This window comes from Crenobacter luteus, assembly GCF_004345725.1.
Classification (GTDB): domain Bacteria; phylum Pseudomonadota; class Gammaproteobacteria; order Burkholderiales; family Chromobacteriaceae; genus Crenobacter; species Crenobacter luteus.
Genome location: NZ_SLXG01000001.1, coordinates 1 through 22735, shown reverse-complemented (window position 1 = coordinate 22735; position 22735 = coordinate 1). Strand labels below are relative to the sequence as shown.

At 65.9% G+C, this 22735-nt stretch carries 19 protein-coding genes; 8 read left to right on the top strand and 11 right to left on the bottom strand.

Annotation, left to right across the window (positions count from 1 at the left end):
* Positions 1-263 precede the first annotated feature (263 nt).
* From aceA to EV683_RS00065, 7 genes are all read left to right on the top strand, one after another.
* On the top strand, positions 264-1556 hold the full coding sequence (gene aceA / locus EV683_RS00095; RefSeq protein ID WP_131861185.1) for an isocitrate lyase: 1293 nt from the start codon (positions 264-266) through the stop codon (positions 1554-1556).
* Between the two features lie 137 nt (positions 1557-1693).
* The gene (gene aceB, locus EV683_RS00090) at positions 1694-3292 is read left to right on the top strand and encodes a malate synthase A (RefSeq protein ID WP_066612319.1); all 1599 of its coding nucleotides are present in this window, start codon (positions 1694-1696) and stop codon (positions 3290-3292) included.
* A gap of 272 nt (positions 3293-3564) precedes the next feature.
* A complete protein-coding gene (locus tag EV683_RS00085) occupies positions 3565-4545 on the top strand; it encodes an ABC transporter substrate-binding protein (RefSeq protein WP_131861183.1) in 981 nt (326 codons plus the stop codon).
* A 65-nt stretch (positions 4546-4610) separates the two neighbouring features.
* Positions 4611-5549 (top strand): ABC transporter permease, encoded by a 939-nt coding sequence (locus EV683_RS00080; RefSeq protein WP_131861181.1) that lies wholly within the window; start codon positions 4611-4613, stop codon positions 5547-5549.
* On the top strand, positions 5546-6340 hold the full coding sequence (locus tag EV683_RS00075; RefSeq protein ID WP_066612312.1) for an ABC transporter ATP-binding protein: 795 nt from the start codon (positions 5546-5548) through the stop codon (positions 6338-6340). The genes EV683_RS00080 and EV683_RS00075 overlap by 4 nt, the downstream gene beginning before the upstream one ends.
* A 103-nt stretch (positions 6341-6443) precedes the next feature.
* Positions 6444-7133 (top strand): SIMPL domain-containing protein, encoded by a 690-nt coding sequence (locus EV683_RS00070; protein ID WP_066612310.1) that lies wholly within the window; start codon positions 6444-6446, stop codon positions 7131-7133.
* 31 nt (positions 7134-7164) lie between these two features.
* Positions 7165-7776 (top strand): glutathione S-transferase, encoded by a 612-nt coding sequence (locus tag EV683_RS00065; protein ID WP_066612309.1) that lies wholly within the window; start codon positions 7165-7167, stop codon positions 7774-7776.
* A gap of 144 nt (positions 7777-7920) precedes the next feature.
* Here the strand turns inward: EV683_RS00065 and EV683_RS00060 are convergent, their stop codons facing one another.
* The 10 genes from EV683_RS00060 to EV683_RS00015 form a co-directional block, all read right to left on the bottom strand.
* Positions 7921-9009, bottom strand: coding sequence for a porin (locus EV683_RS00060; RefSeq protein ID WP_165916766.1), 1089 nt, complete (start codon positions 9007-9009; stop codon positions 7921-7923).
* 373 nt (positions 9010-9382) lie between these two features.
* A complete protein-coding gene (gene htpG, locus EV683_RS00055; protein WP_131861177.1) occupies positions 9383-11278 on the bottom strand; it encodes a molecular chaperone HtpG in 1896 nt (631 codons plus the stop codon).
* Positions 11279-11436: 158 nt separating this feature from the next.
* Complete coding sequence (gene ispH / locus EV683_RS00050) at positions 11437-12375, bottom strand: 4-hydroxy-3-methylbut-2-enyl diphosphate reductase (RefSeq protein ID WP_066612300.1); 939 nt, start codon at positions 12373-12375, stop codon at positions 11437-11439.
* Between the two features lie 4 nt (positions 12376-12379).
* Positions 12380-12889 (bottom strand): signal peptidase II, encoded by a 510-nt coding sequence (lspA, locus tag EV683_RS00045; protein WP_243694688.1) that lies wholly within the window; start codon positions 12887-12889, stop codon positions 12380-12382.
* Positions 12890-12899: 10 nt separating this feature from the next.
* Positions 12900-15683 carry an isoleucine--tRNA ligase gene (gene ileS, locus EV683_RS00040; protein ID WP_131861173.1) on the bottom strand — a complete coding sequence of 928 codons (2784 nt, stop codon included), beginning with the start codon at positions 15681-15683 and terminating at the stop codon, positions 12900-12902.
* Positions 15680-16615: a bifunctional riboflavin kinase/FAD synthetase gene (locus tag EV683_RS00035; protein ID WP_131861171.1), complete on the bottom strand. Its 936-nt coding sequence runs from the start codon at positions 16613-16615 to the stop codon at positions 15680-15682. Before EV683_RS00035 ends, ileS begins: the two co-directional genes overlap by 4 nt.
* A 134-nt stretch (positions 16616-16749) precedes the next feature.
* Entirely contained in the window at positions 16750-17376 is a 627-nt protein-coding gene (locus EV683_RS00030) for an OmpA family protein (protein ID WP_066614267.1), read from the bottom strand.
* A gap of 238 nt (positions 17377-17614) precedes the next feature.
* Positions 17615-18121 carry a DUF934 domain-containing protein gene (locus EV683_RS00025; protein ID WP_066614265.1) on the bottom strand — a complete coding sequence of 169 codons (507 nt, stop codon included), beginning with the start codon at positions 18119-18121 and terminating at the stop codon, positions 17615-17617.
* Entirely contained in the window at positions 18105-19763 is a 1659-nt protein-coding gene (locus EV683_RS00020) for a nitrite/sulfite reductase (protein ID WP_131861169.1), read from the bottom strand. Before EV683_RS00020 ends, EV683_RS00025 begins: the two co-directional genes overlap by 17 nt.
* Before the next feature lie 44 nt (positions 19764-19807).
* Positions 19808-20518 carry a phosphoadenylyl-sulfate reductase gene (locus tag EV683_RS00015; RefSeq protein ID WP_066614255.1) on the bottom strand — a complete coding sequence of 237 codons (711 nt, stop codon included), beginning with the start codon at positions 20516-20518 and terminating at the stop codon, positions 19808-19810.
* A gap of 121 nt (positions 20519-20639) precedes the next feature.
* On the opposite strand from EV683_RS00015, the gene cysB reads away from it, so the two are divergent.
* Positions 20640-21575, top strand: a complete 936-nt coding sequence (gene cysB, locus EV683_RS00010) for an HTH-type transcriptional regulator CysB (protein ID WP_066614253.1) — start codon at positions 20640-20642, stop codon at positions 21573-21575.
* An 86-nt stretch (positions 21576-21661) separates the two neighbouring features.
* Here the strand turns inward: cysB and fabG are convergent, their stop codons facing one another.
* Entirely contained in the window at positions 21662-22402 is a 741-nt protein-coding gene (gene fabG, locus EV683_RS00005) for a 3-oxoacyl-ACP reductase FabG (protein ID WP_066614250.1), read from the bottom strand.
* Positions 22403-22735: the final 333 nt, after the last annotated feature.

Here is a 22735-nt window from a genome sequence, read left to right as displayed (position 1 = left end):
ATGTCACCTTATGAAAATTGACTATTTTTTTCTGCTGCAGCGCACACATCGCGATTTTTTTATGATTTAATCGACTCACACCACCGCACCACGGGGCAACGCTGAAAGCCTTATCCGGCTTGGGTTTCAGCCCCACTTGCGGTCGACGTGAGCACTCCTTCGTCGCCCCTCGCCGGGCCGCTGACCAAGCGGCCCCTCCACAGGCTGAGGCGTGCCGCCCGCCGGCACAACTTGAATCAAACGAGAGTTAGGGGATTAACACTATGAACCGCGAACAACGCATCGCCGCCATCCAAAAAGACTGGGACGAAAACCCGCGCTGGACCGGCATCACCCGCAGCTACACCGCCGCCGACGTCGACCGCCTGCGCGGCTCGCTGCAGGTCGAGCACACCCTCGCCCGCCGCGGCGCCGACAAGTTGTGGCAATTGATCAACAACGAACCGTTCATCAATGCGCTGGGCGCGCTGACCGGCTGCCAGGCGATGCAGCAGGCCAAGGCCGGCCTGAAGGCGGTCTACCTGTCCGGCTGGCAGGTCGCCGCCGACGCCAACCTCGGCGCCGAGATGTACCCCGACCAGTCGCTCTACCCGGCCAACTCGGTGCCGGCCGTGGTGCGCCGCATCAACAACACCTTCCAGCGCGCCGACCAGATCCAGCACTCCGAAGGCCTGGAAGCCGGTGACGAAGGCCATGTCGACTACTTCCTGCCGATCGTCGCCGACGCCGAAGCCGGCTTCGGCGGCGTGCTGAACGCCTACGAACTGATGAAAGGCATGATCGAGGCGGGCGCCGCCGGCGTGCACTTCGAAGACCAGCTCGCGTCGGTGAAGAAATGCGGCCACATGGGCGGCAAGGTGCTGGTGCCGACCCGCGAGGCGGTCGAGAAGCTGACCGCCGCGCGCCTGGCAGCCGACGTGCTCGGCGTGCCGACCGTGCTGATCGCCCGCACCGACGCCGAAGCGGCCGACCTGCTGACCTCCGACATCGACGAGAACGACCGCCCGTTCTGCACCGGCGAGCGCACCGTCGAAGGCTTCTACCGCGTCAAGCCGGGCCTCGAACAGGCGATCTCGCGCGGCCTCGCCTACGCCCCGGTCGCCGACCTGATCTGGTGCGAAACCGGCAAGCCCGACCTCGAGTACGCGCGCCAGTTCGCCGAGGCGATCCACGCCAAGTTCCCGGGCAAGATGCTGGCCTACAACTGCTCGCCGTCGTTCAACTGGAAGAAGAACCTCGACGACGCGACGATCGCGAAATTCCAGCGCGAGCTCGGCGCGATGGGCTACAAGTTCCAGTTCATCACGCTGGCCGGCTTCCACAGCCTGAACTACTCGATGTTTGACTTGGCTTATGGCTACGCTCGTGAGAACATGTCCGCTTTTGTGGAACTGCAGCAAAAAGAGTTCGCCGCCGCCGAGCGCGGCTTCACCGCGGTGAAGCATCAGCGCGAAGTGGGCACCGGCTACTTCGACTCGGTTACCCAGACCATCCAGGGCGGTCAAAGCTCGACCACTGCGCTGAAAGGCTCGACCGAGGAAGAGCAGTTCCACTGACAGAACAATAACGATTGTCCTAGCGTGGGAAATGCGCCGCGCGCAGGCATCCTGACGATGCCTGGCGCGGCTTTCGCATTCGGCCAACCCAGGAAAGAGGCGGATTACCGCCCGAAGAAATCATCAGGAACTAACGCATGACTCATCCTACCTACTCTGCCGGCATCGAGATCCTTGGCGCCATCACGCCCGAATTCGCCGAGATCCTGACGCCCGAGGCGCTGGACTTCGTCGCCAAGATCCATCGCCAGTTCGAGCCGCGCCGCCGCGAGCTGATGGCCGCCCGCGTCGAGCGCCAGAAGCGCCTGGACGCCGGCGAACTGCCGGACTTCCTGCCCGAAACCCGTGCCATCCGCGAAGGCGACTGGAAGATCGCGCCGCTGCCGAAGGACCTGCTCGACCGCCGCGTCGAAATCACCGGCCCGGTGGAACGTAAGATGATGATCAACGCGCTGAACTCCGGCGCCAAGATCTTCATGACCGACTTCGAGGACGCGAACTGCCCGAGCTGGGAAAACCAGATCCAGGGCCAGATCAACGTCCGCGACGCCTACCGTCGCACCATCAGCTACACCTCGCCGCAGGGCAAGGAGTACAAGCTGAACGACACCATCGCCACGCTGCTGGTTCGTCCGCGCGGCTGGCACCTGATGGAAAAACACGTGAAGATCGACGGCGAGATCGTTTCGGGTGCGATGTTCGACTTCGCGCTGTCGTTCTTCCACAACATCCATCACCTGGTCGACAAGGGCAGCGCGACCTACTACTACCTGCCGAAGATGGAGTCGCACCTCGAGGCGCGCCTGTGGAACGACATCTTCTGCTTCGCGCAGGACGAGCTCGGCGTCGCGCGCGGCACCATAAAGGGCACCGTGCTGATCGAGACCATCGTCGCGACCTTCGAGATGGACGAGATCCTGTACGAGCTGCGCGAACACTCGGCGGGCCTGAACGCCGGCCGCTGGGACTACATCTTCAGCTGCATCAAGAAGTTCAAGAACAACAAGGACTTCTGCCTGGCCGACCGTTCGCAGATCAACATGACCGTGCCGTTCATGCGTTCGTACGCGCTGTTGCTGATCAAGACCTGCCACAAGCGCGGCGCGCCGGCGATGGGCGGCATGTCGGCGCTGATCCCGATCAAGAACGACCCGGAAGCCAACGAGAAGGCCCTGGCCGGCGTGCGCGCCGACAAGGACCGCGACGCGGCCGACGGCTACGACGGCGGCTGGGTGGCGCACCCGGGCCTGGTGCCGGTGGCGATGGCCGCCTGGGACGCGGTGCTCGGCGACAAGCCGAACCAGATCGACAAGCAGCGCGACGACGTCAACGTCGCCGCCGCCGACCTGTTGAACTTCAAGCCGGAAACCCCGATCACCGAAGCGGGCCTGCGCATGAACATCAACGTCGGCATCCAGTACCTCGGCGCCTGGATCTCCGGCTCCGGCGCGGTGCCGATCCACAACCTGATGGAAGACGCCGCCACCGCCGAGATCTCGCGCGCGCAGATCTGGCAATGGATGCGCAGCCCGAAAGGCGTGCTCGAGGACGGCCGCAAGGTCACCCGCGAGCTCTACCTCGAGCTGCAGGCCGACGAAGTGGCCAAGCTGAAGGCCGAGTACGGCGCCAAGTGGACCCAGCAGTACGAGGACGCCGCGCGCATGTTCTCCGAGCTGACGCTGGCCGACGAGTTCGTCGAATTCCTGACCCTGCCGGGCTACGACTACCTGCAGTAAGCGACTTGTTTTGGTGCCGCATTTAGGCACAAGCTATCAAGGCGGCCAAGCGTTTTGGCCGCCTTTTTTCATTTTCTTGCGCGTCAAGAAACAATCGTTTAATTTTTTATTAATTTTGAAATTTTCCACCAGAAGCGAGGGAAAACACCGCGCGGATTTGCAATAAAATTGCGCCTCTCTTGGCGAAACATGTCAAAAACCGGTCCGATACGACGAGAACCGTCCCGGGCCTCATAGCAAAGCGAGCCAGACTCACTACAAAGGAGTTGTACATGCAGCGTTTTCCGCGTCGACTGATCCTCTCTTCCACCCTGGCCGCACTCGCCGGCCTCGCCCTCTCTGGCGGCGCCTATGCCGCCGAGATGAAATCGGTCGCCGTGACCGCCATCGTCGAACACCCGGCGCTGGACGCCGCCCGCAAGGGCGTCGAGGACGAACTGAAGGCCGCCGGCTTCGAGCCGGGCAAGTCGCTCAAGTATCAGTTCCAGAGCGCACAGGGCAACACCGCCACCGCCGGCCAGATCGCCCGCAAGTTCGTCGGCGACAAGCCCGACGTGATCGTCGCGATCGCCACGCCGAGCGCGCAGGCGCTGGTGACGTCGACCCGCACCATCCCGGTGGTGTTCACCGCCGTCACCGACCCGGTCGCCGCCAAGCTGGTCAAGGACTGGAAGCCGTCCGGCACCAACGTCACCGGCGTGTCCGACATGCTGCCGCTGGGCCCGCAGGTCGAGCTGATCAAGAAGGTCAAGCCGGACGCCAAGCGCGTCGGCATGGTGTACAGCCCGGGCGAGGTGAACTCGGTCATCGTCGTCAAGCAGCTGAAGGCCGAGCTGGCCAAGCACGGCATGAGCCTGGTCGAGGCCGCCGCGCCGCGCACCGTCGACATTCCGGCGGCCGCCAAGAGCCTGGTCGGCAAGAGCGACGTCGTCTACACCAGCACCGACAACAACGTCGTGTCGGCCTACGAATCGCTGCTGCGCGTGGCCGAGGCGTCCAAGCTGCCGCTGGTGGCCGCCGACACCGACAGCGTCAAGCGCGGCGCCGTGGCCGCCTACGGCATGAACTACTACGAAATGGGCCGCCAGACCGGCAAGATCGTGGTGCGCATCCTCAAGGGCGAGAAGCCCGGCGCGATCGCCCCGCAGACCGGCAAGAGCCTGAGCCTGATGGTCAACCAGACCGCGGCCGCCAAGCAAGGCGTGACGCTGTCTCCCGCCCTCGTCAAGGAAGCGAAGGAAGTCCTGAAGTAAGCGTTCCCGCCGCCGCCCGCCCCCACGAGGGCGCGGGCGGATTTTTGTATTGACGAGGCCACCCCATGTCGATGATTTCCCTGCTCGGCGCGCTCGAAATCGGGCTGATTTTTGCCCTGGTCGCGCTCGGCGTCCTGATCTCCTTCCGTATCCTCAACTTCCCCGACCTGACCGCCGACGGCAGCTTCCCGCTCGGCGGCGCGGTCGCCGCGGTCATGATCGTCGCCGGTCAGGACCCTTGGCTGGCGACCTTCTGCGGCATGCTCGCCGGCGCGCTCGCCGGCCTGCTCACCGCCTGGCTGCACGTGCGGCTCGGCATCCTGCAGTTGCTGGCCAGCATCCTGGTGATGATCGGCCTGTACTCGATCAACCTGCGCGTCATGGGCGCGCCCAACGTGCCGCTGATCGGCGAGCCGACCGTGTTCAGCCCCATCGTCGGCGATAACTTCGAGGCGCAGGCCTGGCTGCAGCCCCTGGTGCTGGTCGGCGTGCTGCTGGTCGTCAAGCTGCTGCTCGACGTCTACTTCGTGTCGCAGTCGGGCCTCGCGATGCGCGCCACCGGCGCCAACGCGCGCATGGCGCGCGCGCAGGGCATCGCCACCGACCGCATGGTGCTGGCCGGCATGGCGCTGTCGAACGCGCTGATCGCGCTGGCCGGCGCGCTCTACGTGCAGACGCAGGGCGGCGCCGACATCTCGATGGGCATCGGCACCATCGTCGTCGGCCTCGCCGCGGTCATCATCGGCGAGACCATCCTGCCGGCTCGCGCGATCTACCTGGTGACGCTGGCCGCTGCGCTGGGCGCGCTGCTGTACCGCCTGCTCATTGCGCTGGCGCTGAACGCCGACTTCATCGGCCTGCAGGCGCAGGACCTGAACCTGATCACCGCGGTGCTGGTCGGCTTCGCGCTGGTGCTGCCGATGATCAAACGCAAACTGATGCCGAAGAAACGCTCGGCCAACCCGGCCGCGGCCGCGTCGAACAAGAAGGAGGCCGCCAAATGATGCGCGCGACCGGTCTGACCAAAACCTTCAACCCCGGCACCCCGATCGAGACGCGCGCGCTGCGCGGCCTCGACCTCGAGATCCCGCAGGGCCAGTTCGTCACCGTGATCGGCTCCAACGGCGCCGGCAAGTCGACCTTCCTGAACGCGATCAGCGGCGACCTGATCGTCGACGAAGGCCGCCTCGAGATCGCCGGCCGCGACGTGACGCGCCAGAACGCCTGGCAGCGCGCCGGCCTGGTCGCGCGCGTGTTCCAGGACCCGATGGCCGGCACCTGCGAGGGGCTGACGATCGAGGAGAACCTCGCGCTGGCGATGAGCCGCGGCCAGCGCCGCGGCTTCCGCGCCGCCGCCAACGCGTCCGAGCGCGACTTTTTCCGCAGCAAGCTTGCCACGCTCAAGCTCGGCCTCGAGAACCGGCTGGCCGACCGCATGGGCCTGCTGTCGGGCGGGCAGCGCCAGGCGGTCAGCCTGCTGATGGCGTCGCTGCAGCCGTCGCAGATCCTGCTGCTGGACGAGCACACCGCGGCGCTCGACCCGCGCACCGCCGCCTTCGTGCTCGAGCTGACCGACAGCATCGTCAAGGAGCAGCAGCTGACCACGCTGATGGTCACCCACTCGATGCGCCAGGCGCTCGACCACGGCGAACGCACCATCATGCTGCACCAGGGCCGCGTCGTGCTCGACGTCTCCGGCGACGAGCGCGCCCACATGGACGTGCCCGACCTGTTGGCGATGTTCGAGCGCGTGCGCGGCGAGGCGATTTCCGACGACGCGCTGCTGCTCGACTGATTGCCGCCCCGCGGAAAACCAAAGGCCCGGTCAACCTGTCACAGGGTTGGCCGGGCCCTGTTTTTCCCCTATGCTTGCCGGCTGCAATGACGAAAGGATATCCATGCGCGCCCTGAACCCGCTGCTCCTGACCTTCGCGCTGGGCACCGCCCTGCCCGCCTACGCCGCCAGCGAGGCGACGCAACTGTCGCTGTCCGGCAGCGCCGAGCGCGAGGTCGACAACGACCAGATCAGCGTCACCCTCTACGTGCAGGACCAGCACGGCGACCCGGCGCGGCTGGCCGACCGGCTCAACCGCACGCTCAAGCAGGGCCTCGCCGAGGCCGGCAAGCTCAAGGACGCCGACGTCAGCGGCGGCCAGGTGCGCACCTGGCCGCAGTACGACCGCAACGGCCGCATCAGCGGCTGGCAGGGGCGCGGCGAAATGCGCATCCGCGGCCCGCAGACGGCCGAACTGTCGGCGCTGATCGGCCGCCTGCAGGGCTTCATGCAGCTGGAGAACGTGCAGTTCGGCGTGTCGGACAAGGCGCGCCGCGCGACCGAAGCGGCGCTGATTCCCGAGGCGATCCGCGCCTTCAAGGCGCGCGCGGCCGAGGTTGGCCGAGCCATCGACAAGCCGGCGATCCGCGTCAAGGAGCTGACGCTCGGCGAACAGGGCCGCGTCTCGCCCTACCCGGTCGCGATGTACAAGAGCGCCGCCGCGCCCGAGGCCGACGCCGTCAGCGCGCCGACCTGGCAGGCGGGCAAAAGCACGATTTCCGTCGAGGTCTCCGGCAAGGTAGAATTGAACTGAATCGCCTCACTCTGCCCGCGCGCCCCCGACCATGAAACTGATCGCCTCACTGACCAGCCCCTTCGCCCGCAAGGTGCGCATCGCCCTGCTCGAGAAGAAGATCGACTGCCCGCTCGAGACCAGCCAGCCGTGGGAAGCCGACTCGGTGGTGCCCCAGTACAACCCGCTCGGCAAGGTGCCGGTGCTGGTGCTCGACGACGGCAGCGCGCTGTACGACTCGCGCGTCATCGTCGAATACCTCGACTCGATCTCGCCGGTGTCGCGGCTGTTTCCGCAGGATACGCGCAGCCTGATCGCCGTGCGCCGCTGGGAGGCGCTGGCCGACGGCATCTGCGACGCCGCCGCCGCCATCGTCGTCGAACAGCGCCGCCCTGCCGCGCAGCAGAGCCCGGAATGGATCGCGCGCCAGCAGCACAAGGTCGAGCGCGGCCTCGCCCAGCTGTCGGCCGACCTGGGCGACCGGCTGTGGTGCAACGGCGAGGGCTACGGCATCGCCGACATCGCGGTCGGCGTCTGCCTCGGCTACCTCGACTTCCGCTTCCCCCAGTTCGACTGGAAAACCCTCCACCCCAACCTCGCCGCGCTGCAGCAGAAGCTCGCCGCCCGCGCGTCCTTCGCCGACACGCTGCCGCCGGCCGCCTGAACGCGTCAGGCACGCCAATCGAAAAAGCCGTCGCAACGCGACGGCTTTTTTGTCGCCTGCGGCGCCTTGCCCGGCAGCACGACGAAAAAAAGGGAGGCCTTGGCCTCCCTTCAATCGACTGACTTCGTGCCGTGCGATCGCGACTTAGAACCAGTGCTCCATGCTCAGCGAGGTGGTGTTCTGCTTCTTGACGTCGTCGATGATGCCGGCAAAGGTATTGTTGCCGCTCTGCACCGAGTAGCCCGCGTTGTCGCCGAAGCGCAGTTGGCCGTGCGCCAGCGTCAGCTTGGTACGCTTGGACAGCGCGTAGTCGGCGCCGACGATCCACTGGCTGTAGTCGGTATCCGCAAGTTTCTGGCCGTCGAGCTTCTGATCCCAGCCTTTGGCCAGCGACAGTTTCGGAGTGATCGCGCCGATCGAGTACGCAACGGTCAGCGCGGCTTCCTTGCTCTTCAGCCCCGGGTTGAAGGTGAAACCGGTGGTCTCGTTGTAGTACGCGTACTCGTCCCAGTCATAGCCGGTCGTGCGCTGCAAGCCGACCGACACCAGCAGACCGTTTGCCGCGTAGCCCGCCTCCAGCGTGTCGGCCTTGCCCTTGGTGTTGGTGTCGGCAACGTTCTTGCGCTGGTCGTGGCCGTACTGGACGAAGAAGCCGGCGTTGCGATACGTCAGACCGACGTTCACGACATCGGACGACTTGTTGTTGGCCGAGGTGTTCTTGTTCTCGCCCGAACCCCACAGCACGCTGGCGCTGAAGCCGGCAAAGTCGGGGCTGTCGTAGCGCACGGCGTTGTTCGGACGCGCCGCGGTACGCTTGAAGATGTCGAGGGCGTTGGCGCCGTTCGAGTTGTTCCACACGTCCAGGTCGAACATGTCGCGCTGCGCGTTGGTCAGCTTGCCGAGGCGGATCTTGCCGAAGTCGCCGGCCAGGCCGACGAAGGAATCGCGCGACGCAAAGCGCCCCACGCTGGAACCTTCCGGATTGGTGCCGTCGAGCGACACCTGGCTTTCGACCTGCCAGAGGGCCTTCAGGCCGTTGCCGAGGTCTTCCTGGCCCTTGAAGCCGATCCAGGACAGGTAGTCCTCGACGTTGTTCTGGCTCAGCTTCTGGCCGTCGACGGTCTTGACGCTGTCGTGTTCGACGCCGCCGGCGATGCGACCGTACAAGGTCACGTCGGCCAGGGCGGCGGCCGGCAGGGTGGCGATGGCCAGGGCGATCAGCTTCTTGTTCATACTCCAAATCTCCGTAATGCGTCCGTGTTGTCTCGGCACCGGTCTGGTCCGGTTTACCGCTATCTCCATGCAAAGCTATTTACCGCTTGGGAGTGGGGACACTATAGAACCAAACCACTCAGAGACTCAAAAGGCATGTTTTTTCGTGACGGTTTTTTTTCTTCGTACAGAGCAAAATTGCCGACAAGCCCTGATTTATCAGGCTTCTGGCACGCCAAAATCGTTGTCAATTTACAACACTTCGCGCCGACTGTAACCGAAATGCATCACAGCCGCCGCACAAACCGACACAGAGTTATTTTTCATTCTTATGACAGTCATAAAAAAACGGCGACCATGAGGTCGCCGTCGCCATTTATTTCGACACAAAGAATCAGCGCGACATTTCCAGCAGCAAGGCGTTGACGCGCTTGACGAAGCCGGCCGGGTCGTCGAGCTTGCCGCCCTCGGCCAACAGCGCCTGGTCGAACAGCACCGCGGCCAGCTCGCCGATGCGCTCGCTCTCGTTCTCGGCGGCCAGGCGCGCCAGCAGCGGATGCTCGGGGTTGATCTCCAGCGTCGGGCGGCTGACCGGCACCGCCTGGCCGGCCGACTTCAGCAGGCGCTCCAGATGCGCGCTCATGCCGTGCTCCGGATTGACGAGGCAGGCCGGGCTGTCGGTCAGGCGCGCGGTGGCGCGCACCTCGGCCACCTTGTCGCCGAGTGCCTCCTTGAGCTTGGCGATCACCGGACGCGCGGCTTCCTCGGCCTGCTGCTGCGCCGCCTTGTCGGCCTCGTCCTCAAGGCCGCCGAGGTCGAGCGCGCCCTTGGCGACCGATACCAGCGCCTTGCCGTCGAACTCGGTCAGGTGCGCGACCATCCACTCGTCGACGCGGTCGGTCAAGAGCAGCACCTCGACGCCCTTCTTCCTGAACACCTCGAGGTGCGGGCTGTGGCGGGCGGCGGCCGGCGTGTCGGCGGTGATGTAGTAGATCTTGTCCTGGCCTTCCTTCATCCGCGCGACGTAGTCGGCCAGCGACACGGTCTGCTCGTCGCTCGACGTGGTCGCGAAGCGCAGCAGCTTGGCGATGCGCTCCTTGTTCGCGAAGTCTTCGCCGACGCCCTCCTTGAGCACCTGGCCGAATTCCTTCCAGAAGGTCGCGTATTTTTCCGTCTGGTTGGCCGAGAGGTCTTCGAGCACGCCGAGCACCTTCTTCACGCAGCCGGCGCGGATGGTGTCGATGTCGCGGCTTTCCTGCAGGATCTCGCGGCTGACGTTCAGCGGCAGGTCGTTGCTGTCGATCACGCCGCGCACGAAGCGCAGGTAGTGCGGCATCAGCTTCTCGGCGTCTTCCATGATGAACACGCGGCGCACGTAGAGCTTGATGCCCTGCTTGCGCTCGCGGTCGTACAGGTCGAACGGCGCGCGCGACGGGATATACAACAGCTCGGTGTATTCCTGGCGACCCTCGACGCGCGCGTGACTCCACGCCAAGGGCTCGGTGAAGTCGTGCGCGACGTGCTTGTAGAACTCCTTGTACTGCTCGTCGTCGATCTCGTTCTTGCTGCGCGTCCACAAGGCCGACGCCTGGTTGACCGCCTCGAACTCGTCGGACACGATCACTTCGCCGTTCTCGCCGTAGCTGTTGCCCTTCTTCATCTCGATCGGGATCGAGATGTGGTCGGAGTACTTGCGCACGATGCTCTTGACGCGCCACTCGTCGAGGAAGTCGTCCTCGCCGGCCTTCAGGTGCAGCACGATCTCGGTGCCGCGGCCCGGCTTGTCGATCGCGCTCACCGAGAACTCGCCCTGCCCTTCGGACTCCCAGCGCACGCCCTCACCGGCCGGCAGGCCGGCGCGGCGGCTTTCCACCACCACCTTGTCGGCGACAATAAAGGCCGAGTAGAAGCCGACGCCGAACTGGCCGATCAGGTTGGCATCCTGCTTGGCATCGCCGGTCAGCGAGTCGAAGAAGGCGCGCGTGCCGGACTTGGCGATGGTGCCCAGGTGCTCGATCGCCTCGGCGCGGCTCATGCCGATGCCGTTGTCGGCGATGGTGACGGTGCGCGCGTCCTTGTCCAGCGTGACGCGGATCTTCAGCTCGCCGTCGTTTTCGTACAGTTCGGGCTTGGCGATCGCCTCGAAGCGCAGCTTGTCGGCCGCGTCGGACGCGTTGGAGATCAGTTCGCGCAGGAAGATTTCCTTGTTCGAATACAAGGAATGGATCATCAACTGCAGCAGTTGCTTGACTTCGGTCTGAAAGCCCAGGGTTTCGGTTGCGATACTCATGGTTCTGCTTGTCAGTGGTTGGTCGGTGATGGGCGAAAGATAGGGATGGATCGACACAATTCAATCCCCTTCGCGCCAAGCGGGTATCGACGGCCGCAAAAAAAGCTCGGCCAACCTCGCAAGGTTGGCCGAGCCTATGCAGACGGCTAGCGCCGGATTCAGGCGCGCAAACCGGCCGGCAGCGCGAAGGTGGTGTGCTCCTCGACGCCGGGCAGTTCGACCACGTCGCCGCCGCCGCCGATCTCGGCGATGCGCGCGATCACCGCCTGCACCAGCACCTCGGGCGCGCTCGCGCCGGCGGTCACGCCGACCTTTGTCTTGCCGTCGAACCAGGCCGGCTCGAGCAGGCTGGCGTTGTCGACCATATAGGCGTCGACGCCCAGCAGCGCGGCGACCTCGCGCAGCCGGTTCGAGTTCGAGCTGTTCGGCGAGCCGACGACGACGACGACGTCGCAGTCGGCGGCCAGCGCCTTGACCGCGTCCTGGCGGTTCTGCGTCGCGTAGCAGATGTCGTCCTTCTTCGGCCCCTGGATCGTGGGAAAACGCGCGCGCAGCGCGGCGACGATGCCGCGCGTCTCGTCGACCGACAGCGTGGTCTGCGTCACGTAAGCGAGCCTGTCCGGGTCGGCGACGACGAGCGCCGCGACGTCGTCGACGGTCTCGACCAGGTGCATGCCGCCGTCGCTCTGGCCCATCGTACCTTCGACCTCGGGGTGGCCGGCGTGCCCGATCATCACGATCTCGAGGCCGGCCTCGCGCATCTTTTTCACCTCGACGTGCACCTTGGTGACGAGCGGACAGGTCGCGTCGAACACCTTCAGCCCGCGCGCCTCGGCCTCGGCGCGCACCGACAGCGGCACGCCGTGCGCCGAGTAGATCAGCGTCGCGCCGACCGGCACGTCGGCGAGGTCCTCGATGAATACCGCGCCCTTCTCGCGCAGCGTTTCGACGACGAAGCGGTTGTGCACCACCTCGTGGCGCACGTAGATCGGCGCGCCGAACTGTTCGAGCGCACGCTCGACGATGGCGATCGCGCGGTCGACGCCGGCGCAGAAGCCGCGCGGGTTGGCGAGCTGGATGTTGAGGCTCTGAGCCATGGCCTTATTCCTCCGGCCGGCCGCCGGCCGGCTGTTTGAAGCTGTCGATCACCATCAGCACGGCGCCGAGGCAGATCGCCGCGTCGGCGAGATTGAACGCCGGGTAGTACCAGTCGCGGTAGTAGAGCTGGATGAAGTCGATCACGTGGCCGTGGATCAGCCGGTCGACCACGTTGCCGATCGCGCCGCCGATGATGAGGCCGCCGGCCCAGTTCATCAGCGCCGAGAAGCGGCCCTTGACGATGTGCCACGCCAGCCAGCCCGACACCGCGAACGCCAGCACGGTGAAGAAGTGGCGCTGCCAGCCGCCGGCGTCGGCGAGAAAGCTGAACGCGGCGCCCGGGTTGTACAGCAGCGTGAAGTTGAAAAAGCCGTCGATCACCGGGCGCACTTCGCCGTACTGGTAGTGGCCGTTGAAATAGACCTTGCTCCACTGGTCGAGCACGAACACGACGAGCGCCAGCGCGAAAGCGCCGGCGCGCGTGCGCACGCAGGACGATGCAGGCAGCGACACGCTCCCCTCCTCAGGCATGACGGCGCACCTCGCCGCGGCCGGCGACGTTGTCGGCGCAGCGGCCGCAGATCGTCGGATGGTCGGCGCGCGAACCGACGTCGGCGCGGTAGTGCCAGCAGCGCTCGCACTTGGCGTGCGCGCTCGGCGTGACGCTGACGCGGGTCTGCGCACCCTGCTTGACGTCGGCGCGCGACACGATCAGCACATACTTGAGGTCGCCGTCGAGGCTGGCGAGGTTGTCGTACAGGTCGCCGTCTGCCTCGATGTCGAGTTCGGCCTGCAGCGACGAACCGATCTTGTCGGCGGCGCGCTCGGCTTCCAGCAGCTTGTTGACCTCGGCGCGGAAGGCGCGGATCGACTGCCACTTGGCGATCAGCTCGGCCTCGACCGCTTCCGGCAGTTGCGGGAACTCGTGCCAGGTGTGGAACAGCGTCGACTCCTCGTCGCTGCCGGTGAACACCTCCCACGCTTCGTCGGCGGTGAAGCACAGGATCGGCGCGATCAGCAGCAAAAGGCTGCGCGTGATGTGGTAGAGCGCGGTCTGCGCGCTGCGGCGCGCGCGGCTGTCGGCCTGGGTGGTGTACAGGCGGTCCTTCAGCACGTCGAGGTAGAAGGCGCCCAGCTCCTCCGAGCAGTAGCCGACGATGTCCTGCACCGCATGGTGGAAGGCGTAGCGCGAGTACAGCTCGCCGGCGACGCGCTCCTGCAGGGCGCGCGCCTCGATCACCGCGTACTGGTCGAGCTGCATCAGGTCGGCGAACGGCACGCTGTGCTCGAGCGGGTCGAAGTCCGACAGGTTGGCCAGGAGGAAGCGCAGCGTGTTGCGCAGGCGACGGTACGATTCGGTGACGCGCTTGAGGATCTCGTCGGAGATCGCCAGCTCGCCCGAGTAGTCGGTCGAGGCGACCCACAGGCGCAGGATGTCGGCGCCGAGGCTGTCGTTGACCTTCTGCGGCGCGACCACGTTGCCCTTGGACTTGGACATCTTGCGGCCTTCGCCGTCGACGACGAAGCCGTGCGTCAGCAGCTGCTTGTACGGCGCACGGCCGATGGTCGCGCAACCGGTCAACAGCGACGACTGGAACCAGCCGCGGTGCTGGTCGGAGCCCTCGAGGTAGAGGTCGGCCGGCCACGCCAGCTCCGGGCGCTGCTTGAGCACCGCGAAGTGGGTCGAGCCGGAGTCGAACCACACGTCGAGCGTGTCGGACAGCTTCTTGTACTCGGCGGCCTCGTCGCCGAGCAGCTCGGCCGCGTCGAGGCTGAACCACGCCTCGATGCCGCGCTGTTCGACGCGCAGCGCGACCTCTTCGAGCAGTTCGGCCGAACGCGGGTGCAGCTCGCCGGATTCCTTGTGCACGAAGAAGGTCATCGGCACGCCCCAGCTACGCTGGCGCGACACGCACCAGTCCGGGCGGTTCTTGATCATCGCCTCGAGGCGCGCACGCCCCCAGGCCGGGAAGAATTCGGTGGTATCGACCGCCGTCTCGGCGCGCGCGCGCAGGCTGTCGCCGGCGTGGCCGGCCTTGTCCATGCCGATGAACCACTGCGCGGTGGCGCGGAAGATGATCGGCGTCTTGTGGCGCCAGCAGTGCGGGTAGCTGTGCTCGAGCCTGGCCTGGTGCACCAGCGTGCCGTGCTCGGCCAAGGTTTCGATCACCTTCGGGTTGGCTTCCCATACCGACAGGCCGGCGAACAGCGGCGTGCTCGACTTGTAGCGGCCGTCGTCGCCGACCGGATTCTCGATCGGCAACCGGTAGAGCTGGCCGGCCTGGAAGTCCTCGAGGCCGTGCGCCGGCGCGGTGTGCACGAGGCCGGTACCGGCGTCGAGCGTCACGTGCTCGCCGAGAATCACCGGCACGCTGCGCTCGTAGAACGGGTGTGCGAGCTCGAGGTGTTCGAGCGCCTCGCCGCGCGCTTCGCCCAGCACGGTCGCGCCTTCGAAGCCGTAGCGCTTGAGCGTCGCCTCGGCCAACTCCTTGGCGAGGATCAGCGCGCCTTTCGGGGTGTCGATCAGCTGGTAGACGAGTTCGCGATTGACCGCGACGGCGCGGTTGGCCGGCAGCGTCCACGGCGTGGTGGTCCAGATCACCGCGCAGGCGTCGGCCACCGGCGCCGCCAGGCCGAAGATCTCGGCCAGCTTCGCGCCGTCCTTCACCTTGAAGCCGACGTCGATCGCCGGCGAGACCTTGTCCTCGTACTCGACCTCGGCCTCGGCCAAGGCCGAGCCGCACTCGATGCACCAGTGCACCGGTTTCTCGCCCTTGAACAGGAAGCCGTTCTCGTGGATCTTGCCCAGCGTGCGGACGATGTCGGCCTCGGTCTTGAAGTCCATCGTCAGGTAGGGGCTGTCCCAGTCGCCGAGCACGCCCAGACGGATGAAGTCCTTCTTCTGGCGCGCGACCTGCTCGCTGGCGTACTCGCGGCACAGCTCGCGGAACTTGGCCGCAGGGATGTCCTTGCCGTGCAGCTTCTCGACCATCAGCTCGATCGGCAGACCGTGGCAGTCCCAGCCCGGCACGTAGGGCGCGTCGAAGCCGGCCAGCGTCTTGGAGCGGACGATGATGTCCTTGAGCACCTTGTTGACCGCGTGGCCGATGTGGATGTCGCCGTTCGCGTACGGCGGGCCGTCGTGCAGGATGAATTTCGGGCGGCCGGCGGCGAGCCGGCGCAGCTTGTCGTAGCGCTTCTGCTCCTGCCAGCGCTTGACCCAGGCGGGTTCGCGTTTGGCGAGATCGCCGCGCATCGGGAACGGCGTATCGAGGAGGTTTACGGTCTTGCGGTAGTCGGTGCTCATGCTTGCTCTCGCTGCAAACTCGTCAAATAGCTTCTCGCGCTGGCGGCGTCGCGTTCGATCTGCGCCACCAGCGCGTCCAGGGTGTCGTAACGCGCTTCGTCGCGCAGTTTTTTCAGAAACCGCACCCGCAGCCGCTGGCCGTACAGCTCGCCGGCGAAGTCGAACAGGTGCACTTCCAGCTTGTAGTCGTCGCCGGTATCGACGGTCGGGTTCTTGCCGAAGCTCGCGACGCCGCCGAAGGTCGCGCCCGGCGTGTCGACCTCGACCACGAACACGCCCTCGAGCGCCGGACGACGGTGCGGCAGGTGGATGTTGGCGGTCGGAAAACCGAGCGTGCGGCCGAGCTTCTTGCCGTGCATCACGCGGCCGGACAGCTGGTAGGGTCGGCCGAGCAGGCGTGCGGCGGCGGAAAGGTCGCCGGCGGCGAGGCGCTCGCGCACCAGCGTGCTCGACGCGCGTTCACCGGCGACCAGCACCGACGGCATCGCCTCGGTGACGAAGGCCGGACAGGACGACAGCAGCGCGAAATCGCCCTGGCGCTTGGCGCCGAACTGGAAGTCGTCGCCGATCAGCAGGTAGCGGGTGTTGAGCGCGCCGACCAGTACCCGGTCGACGAAGTCCTGCGCGCTCATCCGCGCGAAGGCCGGGTTGAAGCGGTAGACGAACACCTCGTCGACCAGTCGCTGCTCGGCGAGGAAGTCGAGCTTGTCGCGCAGCGTGGACAGGCGCGACGGCGGGTCGTCGCGGCAGAAGAATTCGCGCGGATGCGGCTCGAAGGTCAACAGCGCGGTCGGCAGGCCACGCGCGTCCGCCTCGGCGCGCAGGCGGGCCAGCATGTTCTGGTGACCGAGATGCACGCCGTCGAAATTGCCGATGGTGAGCGCGCAAGCGGCGAGACCGCTAGTGCGCATGGAGCCCATGTATACCCGCATCGCCCGTCTTTACGCTTGTAAACCTTGGATTGTAGCGGCGCGGCCGGCGGGGCGTAAAGCACGCCCCGCCGGCCGCCGGTCGCAAAAAAGCCCCGCCAGCGGCGGGGCTTTCGCGTCGGATCGACACGCGGCGATTACTGCACCACGGTCTTCACGGTCTCGATGGTCACTTCCACGCGACGGTCCGGAGCCAGGCAGGCCTTCAGGTCGGCGCGCTTCTTGAACTTCTTGGCTTCGCACTCTTGGGTCATCTTGGTTTCGGTCTCGCCACGGCCCACGGCGACCACTTTCTCGGCGGCGACGCCGGCGGCCACGAAGTAGTCCTTCACGGCGTTGGCGCGGCGCTGCGACAGCGCCTGGTTGTAGCTGTCCGAACCCAGGAAGTCGGTGTGGCCGGCCACTTCGACGCTGCGCAGGTTACGGTCGTTCTTCAGGCGGTTGACCAGCGGGTCGAGTTCGTTGCGGGCTTCGGCGCGCAGGGTCGCCTTGTCGAAGTCGAACAGCACTTCAGCCGACAGGGTCACTTTTTCCTTGCTGTACACCGGGGCGACCGGGGCCGGCTTGGCCGCGACGGCGTCGCCGCATTCGACCAGGCCTTGGGTGGCCTTGTCGAAGAAGTTGGTACGCCAGCATTCGCCGTAGTTGTTGCGGGTCACGGCGTCGGTGGACTGGTCGGCGGTGTAGCCCGGCTTGGCGGCGAACGCGCTGGCGGACAGCACCATGGCGGCAACCAGGGCACTCAGTTTCAGCTGTTTGGTCATGTTATTCCCTCGTTATCAAGATTTGATCCGACTGGCGCAAACACAACGGTCGGCTTCCCTGCAGCGCAGAACCGTTGTCCATGTGCAACACAATGCCGTTACTCGGCACTATAGAAATGACACTACCCCCTGTCAATACTTGGCCCGATGATGATGGACTAAGCAGATTCGCAACACGGGGGGCGTGGCGGACATACAACACCCGCCCGCTTTTGTAACATTTAGGCAACAGAACGGATCACGTGGAACGACGCTTGAACAAGGGCTGCGGCTCGCGGAAAGTGGCCTGGTAGCGCTCGCTGAAGGTCGCCAGCGCGGCGAGCGCCGACTCGACCGCCTTGCCGTCCTTGATCTCGAACGCGTCGAAGCCGACCTGCCACAGATAGTGCAGGTGGTCCTGCCAGACGTCGCCGACGGCGCGCAACTCGCCCCGATAGCCGTAGCGCTCGCGCAGCAGGCGGCCGATGCTGTAGCCGCGACCGTCGGTGAAGGCCGGGAAGTCGACCGCGACCAGCTCGAGACGCGAGAGTGAGTCGGCCAGCTCGGCCGGCTCGTCGTCGGAGGCGAGCCAGACCGCGACGCGACCGTCGCGCGCGGCCCAGCGCTCGGGCTCGGCCAACCAGGCCGCCAGCGGCACGATCACGTCGCCCTCGTCCGGAACCGAAAGCTGGCCCTCGGCGTCGGGGCGGACCAGTTGCCAGGCGTCGGCCGTCAGGACCGCGCCGTCTTTAATGATGTTTTGCATAGACGCGCTCCTTGAAGGGGTCGAGGCCGATACGGCGGACGGTGTCGAGGAATTTCTCGTCGGCGTGACGGCTGTCGACGTAGACCGACAGGATCTTCTCGATCACGTCGGGCATCTGCGCGCGCGCGAACGACGGGCCGATCACCTTGCCGATGGTGGCGCCGCTGCCCTGGCTGCCGCCGAGGGTGACCTGGTACCACTCCTCGCCGTTCTTGTCGACGCCGAGGATGCCGATGTGGCCGATGTGGTGGTGGCCGCAGGCGTTCATGCAGCCGGACATGTTCAGCTCGAGGTCGCCGATGTCGTGCAGGTAGTCGAAGTCGTCGAAGCGCTGCTGGATCGCCTCGGCGACCGGGATCGACTTGGCGTTGGCCAGCGAACAGAAGTCGCCGCCCGGGCAGCAGATGATGTCGGTCAGGAAGCCGACGTTCGGCGTCGCGAAGCCGGCGTCCTTCGCCAACTGCCACAAGTCGTACAGGTCGCGCTCGCGCACGTCCGGCAGGATCAGGTTCTGCTCGTGCGAGACGCGGATCTCGCCGAAGCCGAAGCGGTCGGCCCAGTCGGCGACGGCGTCCATCTGCGCGGCGGTCGCGTCGCCCGGCGGCACGCCGGTCTTTTTCAGCGACAGCACAACCGAGCGGTAGCCGGCCTGCTTGTGCAGGCGGGTGTTGCGCTCGACCCAGCGCGCGAACGCGACGTCCTCGGCCAACCTGGCGGTGAACTCGGCCGGGTTGGCCTCGAGCGCCTCGTAGGCCGGGTCGGTGAAGAAGCTCGCGTAGTGGGCGACGTCGGCGCAGCGCAAGGTGGCCGGGCCGTCCTTCAGGTGCGACCACTCCTCCTCGACCTTGGCGGCGAAGCCTTCGCGGGTCATCGCCTTGACGAGGATCTTGATGCGCGCCTTGTACTTGTTGTCGCGGCGGCCGTAGCGGTTGTAGACGCGCAGCACGGCGTCGAGGTAGGTCAACAGGTGCGCGGTCGGCAGGAAGTCGCGGATCACCTCGCCGATCATCGGGGTGCGGCCGAGGCCGCCGCCGACGATGACCTTGAAGCCGACTTCGCCGGCCTCGTTCCTGACGACGTGCAGGCCGATGTCGTGCACCCAGGTCGCGGCGCGATCCTGTTCGCTGCCGGACACGGCGATCTTGAACTTGCGCGGCAGGAAGGCGAATTCCGGGTGCAGCGTGCTCCACTGGCGGATGATTTCGCAGTACGGGCGCGGATCGATGATCTCGTCCGCCGCCACGCCGGCGAAGGCGTCGGTGGTGGTGTTGCGCACGCAGTTGCCCGAGGTCTGGATCGCGTGCATCTCGACGTCGGCCAGTTCGGCGAGGATGTCGGGCACGCTCTCGAGCGCCGGCCAGTTGTACTGCAGGTTCTGGCGGGTGGTGAAGTGGCCGTAGCCCTTGTCGTACTTGCGGGCGATCTCGGCCAACTTGCGCATCTGGCGGCTCGACAGGTGGCCGTAGGGGATGGCGACGCGCAGCATCGGCGCGAGTCGCTGGATGTAGAGGCCGTTCATCAGGCGCAAGGGGCGGAACTCGTCCTCGGACAGTTCGCCGGCGAGGAAGCGGCGGGTCTGGTCGCGGAACTGTTCCACGCGCTCGCGCACGATGCGTGCGTCGATTTCGTCGTAACGGTACATGATTCTGGCTTTACTCTTGGCTGTATTCGGGCCGTCCGGGCCGCTCAGGGCTTCTTCAGGAAGGAGACGGCCGACTGCTGCACGTGCAGTCCGCATTCCTTGCTGTCGGGGTTCTCCCACCACCAGCGTCCGGCGCGGACATCCTCGCCGACCGCGATCGCCCGGGTACAGGGCGCGCAGCCGATCGACGGGTAGTGCTTGTCGTGCAGGGCGTTATAGGGTACCTGATTGTCGCGGAGATAGGCCCACACTTCCTTCTCGGTCCACTCGATCAGCGGGTTGAACTTCATCAGCCCGTTGTCCGCGTCGAACTCGCGGTCGGACAGGTCCTGGCGCGTCGGCGACTGCTCGCGGCGCAGGCCGGTGATCCACGCGGCCTGGCCGGCCAGCGCGCGCTTGAGCGGTTCGATCTTGCGGATGTGGCAACAGGCCTTGCGCAGCTCGACGCTGCCGTAAAAGCCGTTGATGCCGTTCTGGTTGACGTAGGCCTCGACCGCGGCGGCATCCGGGAAGTAGACCTTGACCGGGTGGCCCGGGTAGCGCTCGCCGACCTGCTGCAACAGCGTGTAGGTCTCGGCCGGCAGGCGGCCGGTGTCGAGGCTGAAGATCTGGATCGGCAGGTCGAGCGTCGCGATCAGGTGGGTCAGCACCATGTCCTCGGCGCCGAGGCTGTTGGCGAACACCGCCGGCGCGTGCTCGCGCGCGATTTCGGCAAGAAGCCGGCTCGTCTCGGCCAGCTTGGCTTCAAAACTCATCAGGAGGACTCCCACTTCGGGTGACAATTCGGGACCGTGCAATGGTAAAGCAGAGCTTATAAGCTCAAAAGAATAATGTGTTAGTATTTAATTACCTTTGGTTTTATATGGGCGGTCCCCGATGAAACTGCAGCAACTGCGCTACCTGGTCGAGGTCGCCAAGCAGGGTCTGAACGTTTCCGAAGCAGCGGAGAAACTGCACACCTCGCAGCCGGGGATTTCCAAGCAGATCCGCCTGCTGGAGGACGAGCTGGGTATCCAGGTGTTCATCCGCAACGGCAAGCGCGTCGTGGCGGTGTCCGAACCGGGCAAGGAAGTGCTGCGCATCGCCGGCAACATCCTGCGCGAGGCGCAGAACCTCAAGCGCGTCGGCGACGAGTTCTCGCGCGAATCGGAGGGCGCGCTGACGATTGCAACCACGCACACGCAGGCGCGCTACGCGCTGCCGGCGACGATCGCCGAGTTCGTGCGACGCTACCCGAAGGTCAAGCTGTCGATCAAGCAGGGCAGCCCGACGCAGATCTGCGAAATGGTCGTCACCGGCGAGGCCGACCTCGCGGTCGCGACCGAGGGCATCGCGCTGTACAAGGAGCTGGCGATGCTGCCTTGCTACGAGTGGAACCGCAGCGTGGTCGTACCGCAGGACCATCCGCTGCTCGGCCTTGACCGTCCGATCACGCTGGCCGACATCGCCGCCTACCCGATCGTCACCTACGACTTCGCCTTCGCCGGCCGCTCGAAGATCAACAAGGCCTTCGAGGACGCCGGGCTGGAGCCCAACGTGGTACTGACCGCGATCGACACCGACGTGATCAAGACCTACGTCGCGCTCGGCCTGGGCGTCGGCATCATCGCGACGATGGCCTACGAGCCGCAGCGCGACCTCACGCTGCGCGCGATCGACGCGGCGCACCTGTTCGACGCGTCGACGACCAAGATCGGACTGCGGCGCGACGCCTACCTGCGCGGCTTCGCCTACAGCTTCATCGAAATCTTCGCGCCGCACCTGACGCGCCAGGTGGTCGACGGCTCGCTGCTGAGCCGCGACGACGACTGAGGCTCGGCCAACCTTTATATAGAAGAAGGCCGCAACGACAACGCCCCGCATGCGCGGGGCGTTTTGCGTGGCGAATCCCGGCCGGTTTACAGCGTCAGACCGCCGGTCACCTCGATCGCCGCGCCGTTGATGTAGCTGGCCTCGTCGGACGCGAGGAAGGCGTACACGTTGGCGATTTCCTCCGGCTGCGCCATGCGGCGCATCGGCACGCGCTCCTCCATCGCCTGGATCACCTTTTCCGGCATCGAGCGCAGGATGGGCGTGGCGACGAAACCCGGACACACCGCGTTGGCGCGGATGCCCTTCTTGCCCAGCTCCTTGGCCCAGGTCTTCACGAAGCCGATCACGCCGAACTTGGACGCCGCGTAGTTGGTCTGGCCGAAGTTGCCGTAGACGCCGACCACCGAGCTGGCGTTCAGGATCACGCCGCTACCCTGCGCTATCATGGTGTCGACCACCGCGCGCGCGCAGTTGTAGACGCCCTTCAGGTTGATGTCGATGACCTTGTCGAACTGCTCGTCGGTCATCTTGGCCAGCTGCGCGTCCATCACGATGCCGGCGTTGTTGACCAGCACGTCGATACGGCCGTAGCGCGCCTTGACGTCGCCGACCATGTCGGCGATCTGCGCCTTGTCGGTCACGTCGACCCGGTAGCCGGCCGCCTCGCCGCCGGCCGCGCGCAAAGCGGCGACCGCGGCTTCGACCGCGTCCGGGTTGATGTCGCACACCGCGACGATCGCGCCTTCGGCGACGAATTTCTCGGCGGTCGCCAGGCCGATGCCGCTGGCGGCGCCGGTGATGATTGCCACTTTGCCCTTCAAACGCATGCTGCTTCCTTTCCCCAGAGAATGTCACGCCAGCCGGCACATGCCGGCCCGATTCCCCCGCTAGCCCCCTTCGCCTCGCCGCGGTCCGGCGGGCATGGGTGATTGTTGTACTGTCGCTATCTCAAAGCAGTGATGGGGCGCCGGTGCACCCCATCTTGCGCTGCAATATAGCCCAGCGCGCCACCGCGGGCAAAAAAAGGGTTCTTCACGGAATAATGGGAACGTGAGGTAAAAGCCGGATGTGAGAACGGCGGTGCAAGGTAAGCTGTTTGTGCGACCAAACCCGCTACCCGACACCGCCGTTCTCATGCCTGATGATATGCGCCACCTTCC

Excerpts from the sequence above, each read along its gene's own strand:
- aceA (WP_131861185.1), top strand. The coding sequence starts at position 264 with ATGAACCGCGAACAACGCATCGCCGCCATCCAAAAAGACTGGGACGAA.
- aceB (WP_066612319.1), top strand. The coding sequence starts at position 1,694 with ATGACTCATCCTACCTACTCTGCCGGCATCGAGATCCTTGGCGCCATC.
- EV683_RS00085 (WP_131861183.1), top strand. The coding sequence starts at position 3,565 with ATGCAGCGTTTTCCGCGTCGACTGATCCTCTCTTCCACCCTGGCCGCA.
- EV683_RS00080 (WP_131861181.1), top strand. The coding sequence starts at position 4,611 with ATGTCGATGATTTCCCTGCTCGGCGCGCTCGAAATCGGGCTGATTTTT.
- EV683_RS00075 (WP_066612312.1), top strand. The coding sequence starts at position 5,546 with ATGATGCGCGCGACCGGTCTGACCAAAACCTTCAACCCCGGCACCCCG.
- EV683_RS00070 (WP_066612310.1), top strand. The coding sequence starts at position 6,444 with ATGCGCGCCCTGAACCCGCTGCTCCTGACCTTCGCGCTGGGCACCGCC.
- EV683_RS00065 (WP_066612309.1), top strand. The coding sequence starts at position 7,165 with ATGAAACTGATCGCCTCACTGACCAGCCCCTTCGCCCGCAAGGTGCGC.
- EV683_RS00060 (WP_165916766.1), bottom strand. The coding sequence starts at position 9,009 with ATGAACAAGAAGCTGATCGCCCTGGCCATCGCCACCCTGCCGGCCGCC.
- htpG (WP_131861177.1), bottom strand. The coding sequence starts at position 11,278 with ATGAGTATCGCAACCGAAACCCTGGGCTTTCAGACCGAAGTCAAGCAA.
- ispH (WP_066612300.1), bottom strand. The coding sequence starts at position 12,375 with ATGGCTCAGAGCCTCAACATCCAGCTCGCCAACCCGCGCGGCTTCTGC.
- ileS (WP_131861173.1), bottom strand. The coding sequence starts at position 15,683 with ATGAGCACCGACTACCGCAAGACCGTAAACCTCCTCGATACGCCGTTC.
- EV683_RS00035 (WP_131861171.1), bottom strand. The coding sequence starts at position 16,615 with ATGCGGGTATACATGGGCTCCATGCGCACTAGCGGTCTCGCCGCTTGC.
- EV683_RS00030 (WP_066614267.1), bottom strand. The coding sequence starts at position 17,376 with ATGACCAAACAGCTGAAACTGAGTGCCCTGGTTGCCGCCATGGTGCTG.
- EV683_RS00025 (WP_066614265.1), bottom strand. The coding sequence starts at position 18,121 with ATGCAAAACATCATTAAAGACGGCGCGGTCCTGACGGCCGACGCCTGG.
- EV683_RS00020 (WP_131861169.1), bottom strand. The coding sequence starts at position 19,763 with ATGTACCGTTACGACGAAATCGACGCACGCATCGTGCGCGAGCGCGTG.
- EV683_RS00015 (WP_066614255.1), bottom strand. The coding sequence starts at position 20,518 with ATGAGTTTTGAAGCCAAGCTGGCCGAGACGAGCCGGCTTCTTGCCGAA.
- cysB (WP_066614253.1), top strand. The coding sequence starts at position 20,640 with ATGAAACTGCAGCAACTGCGCTACCTGGTCGAGGTCGCCAAGCAGGGT.
- fabG (WP_066614250.1), bottom strand. The coding sequence starts at position 22,402 with ATGCGTTTGAAGGGCAAAGTGGCAATCATCACCGGCGCCGCCAGCGGC.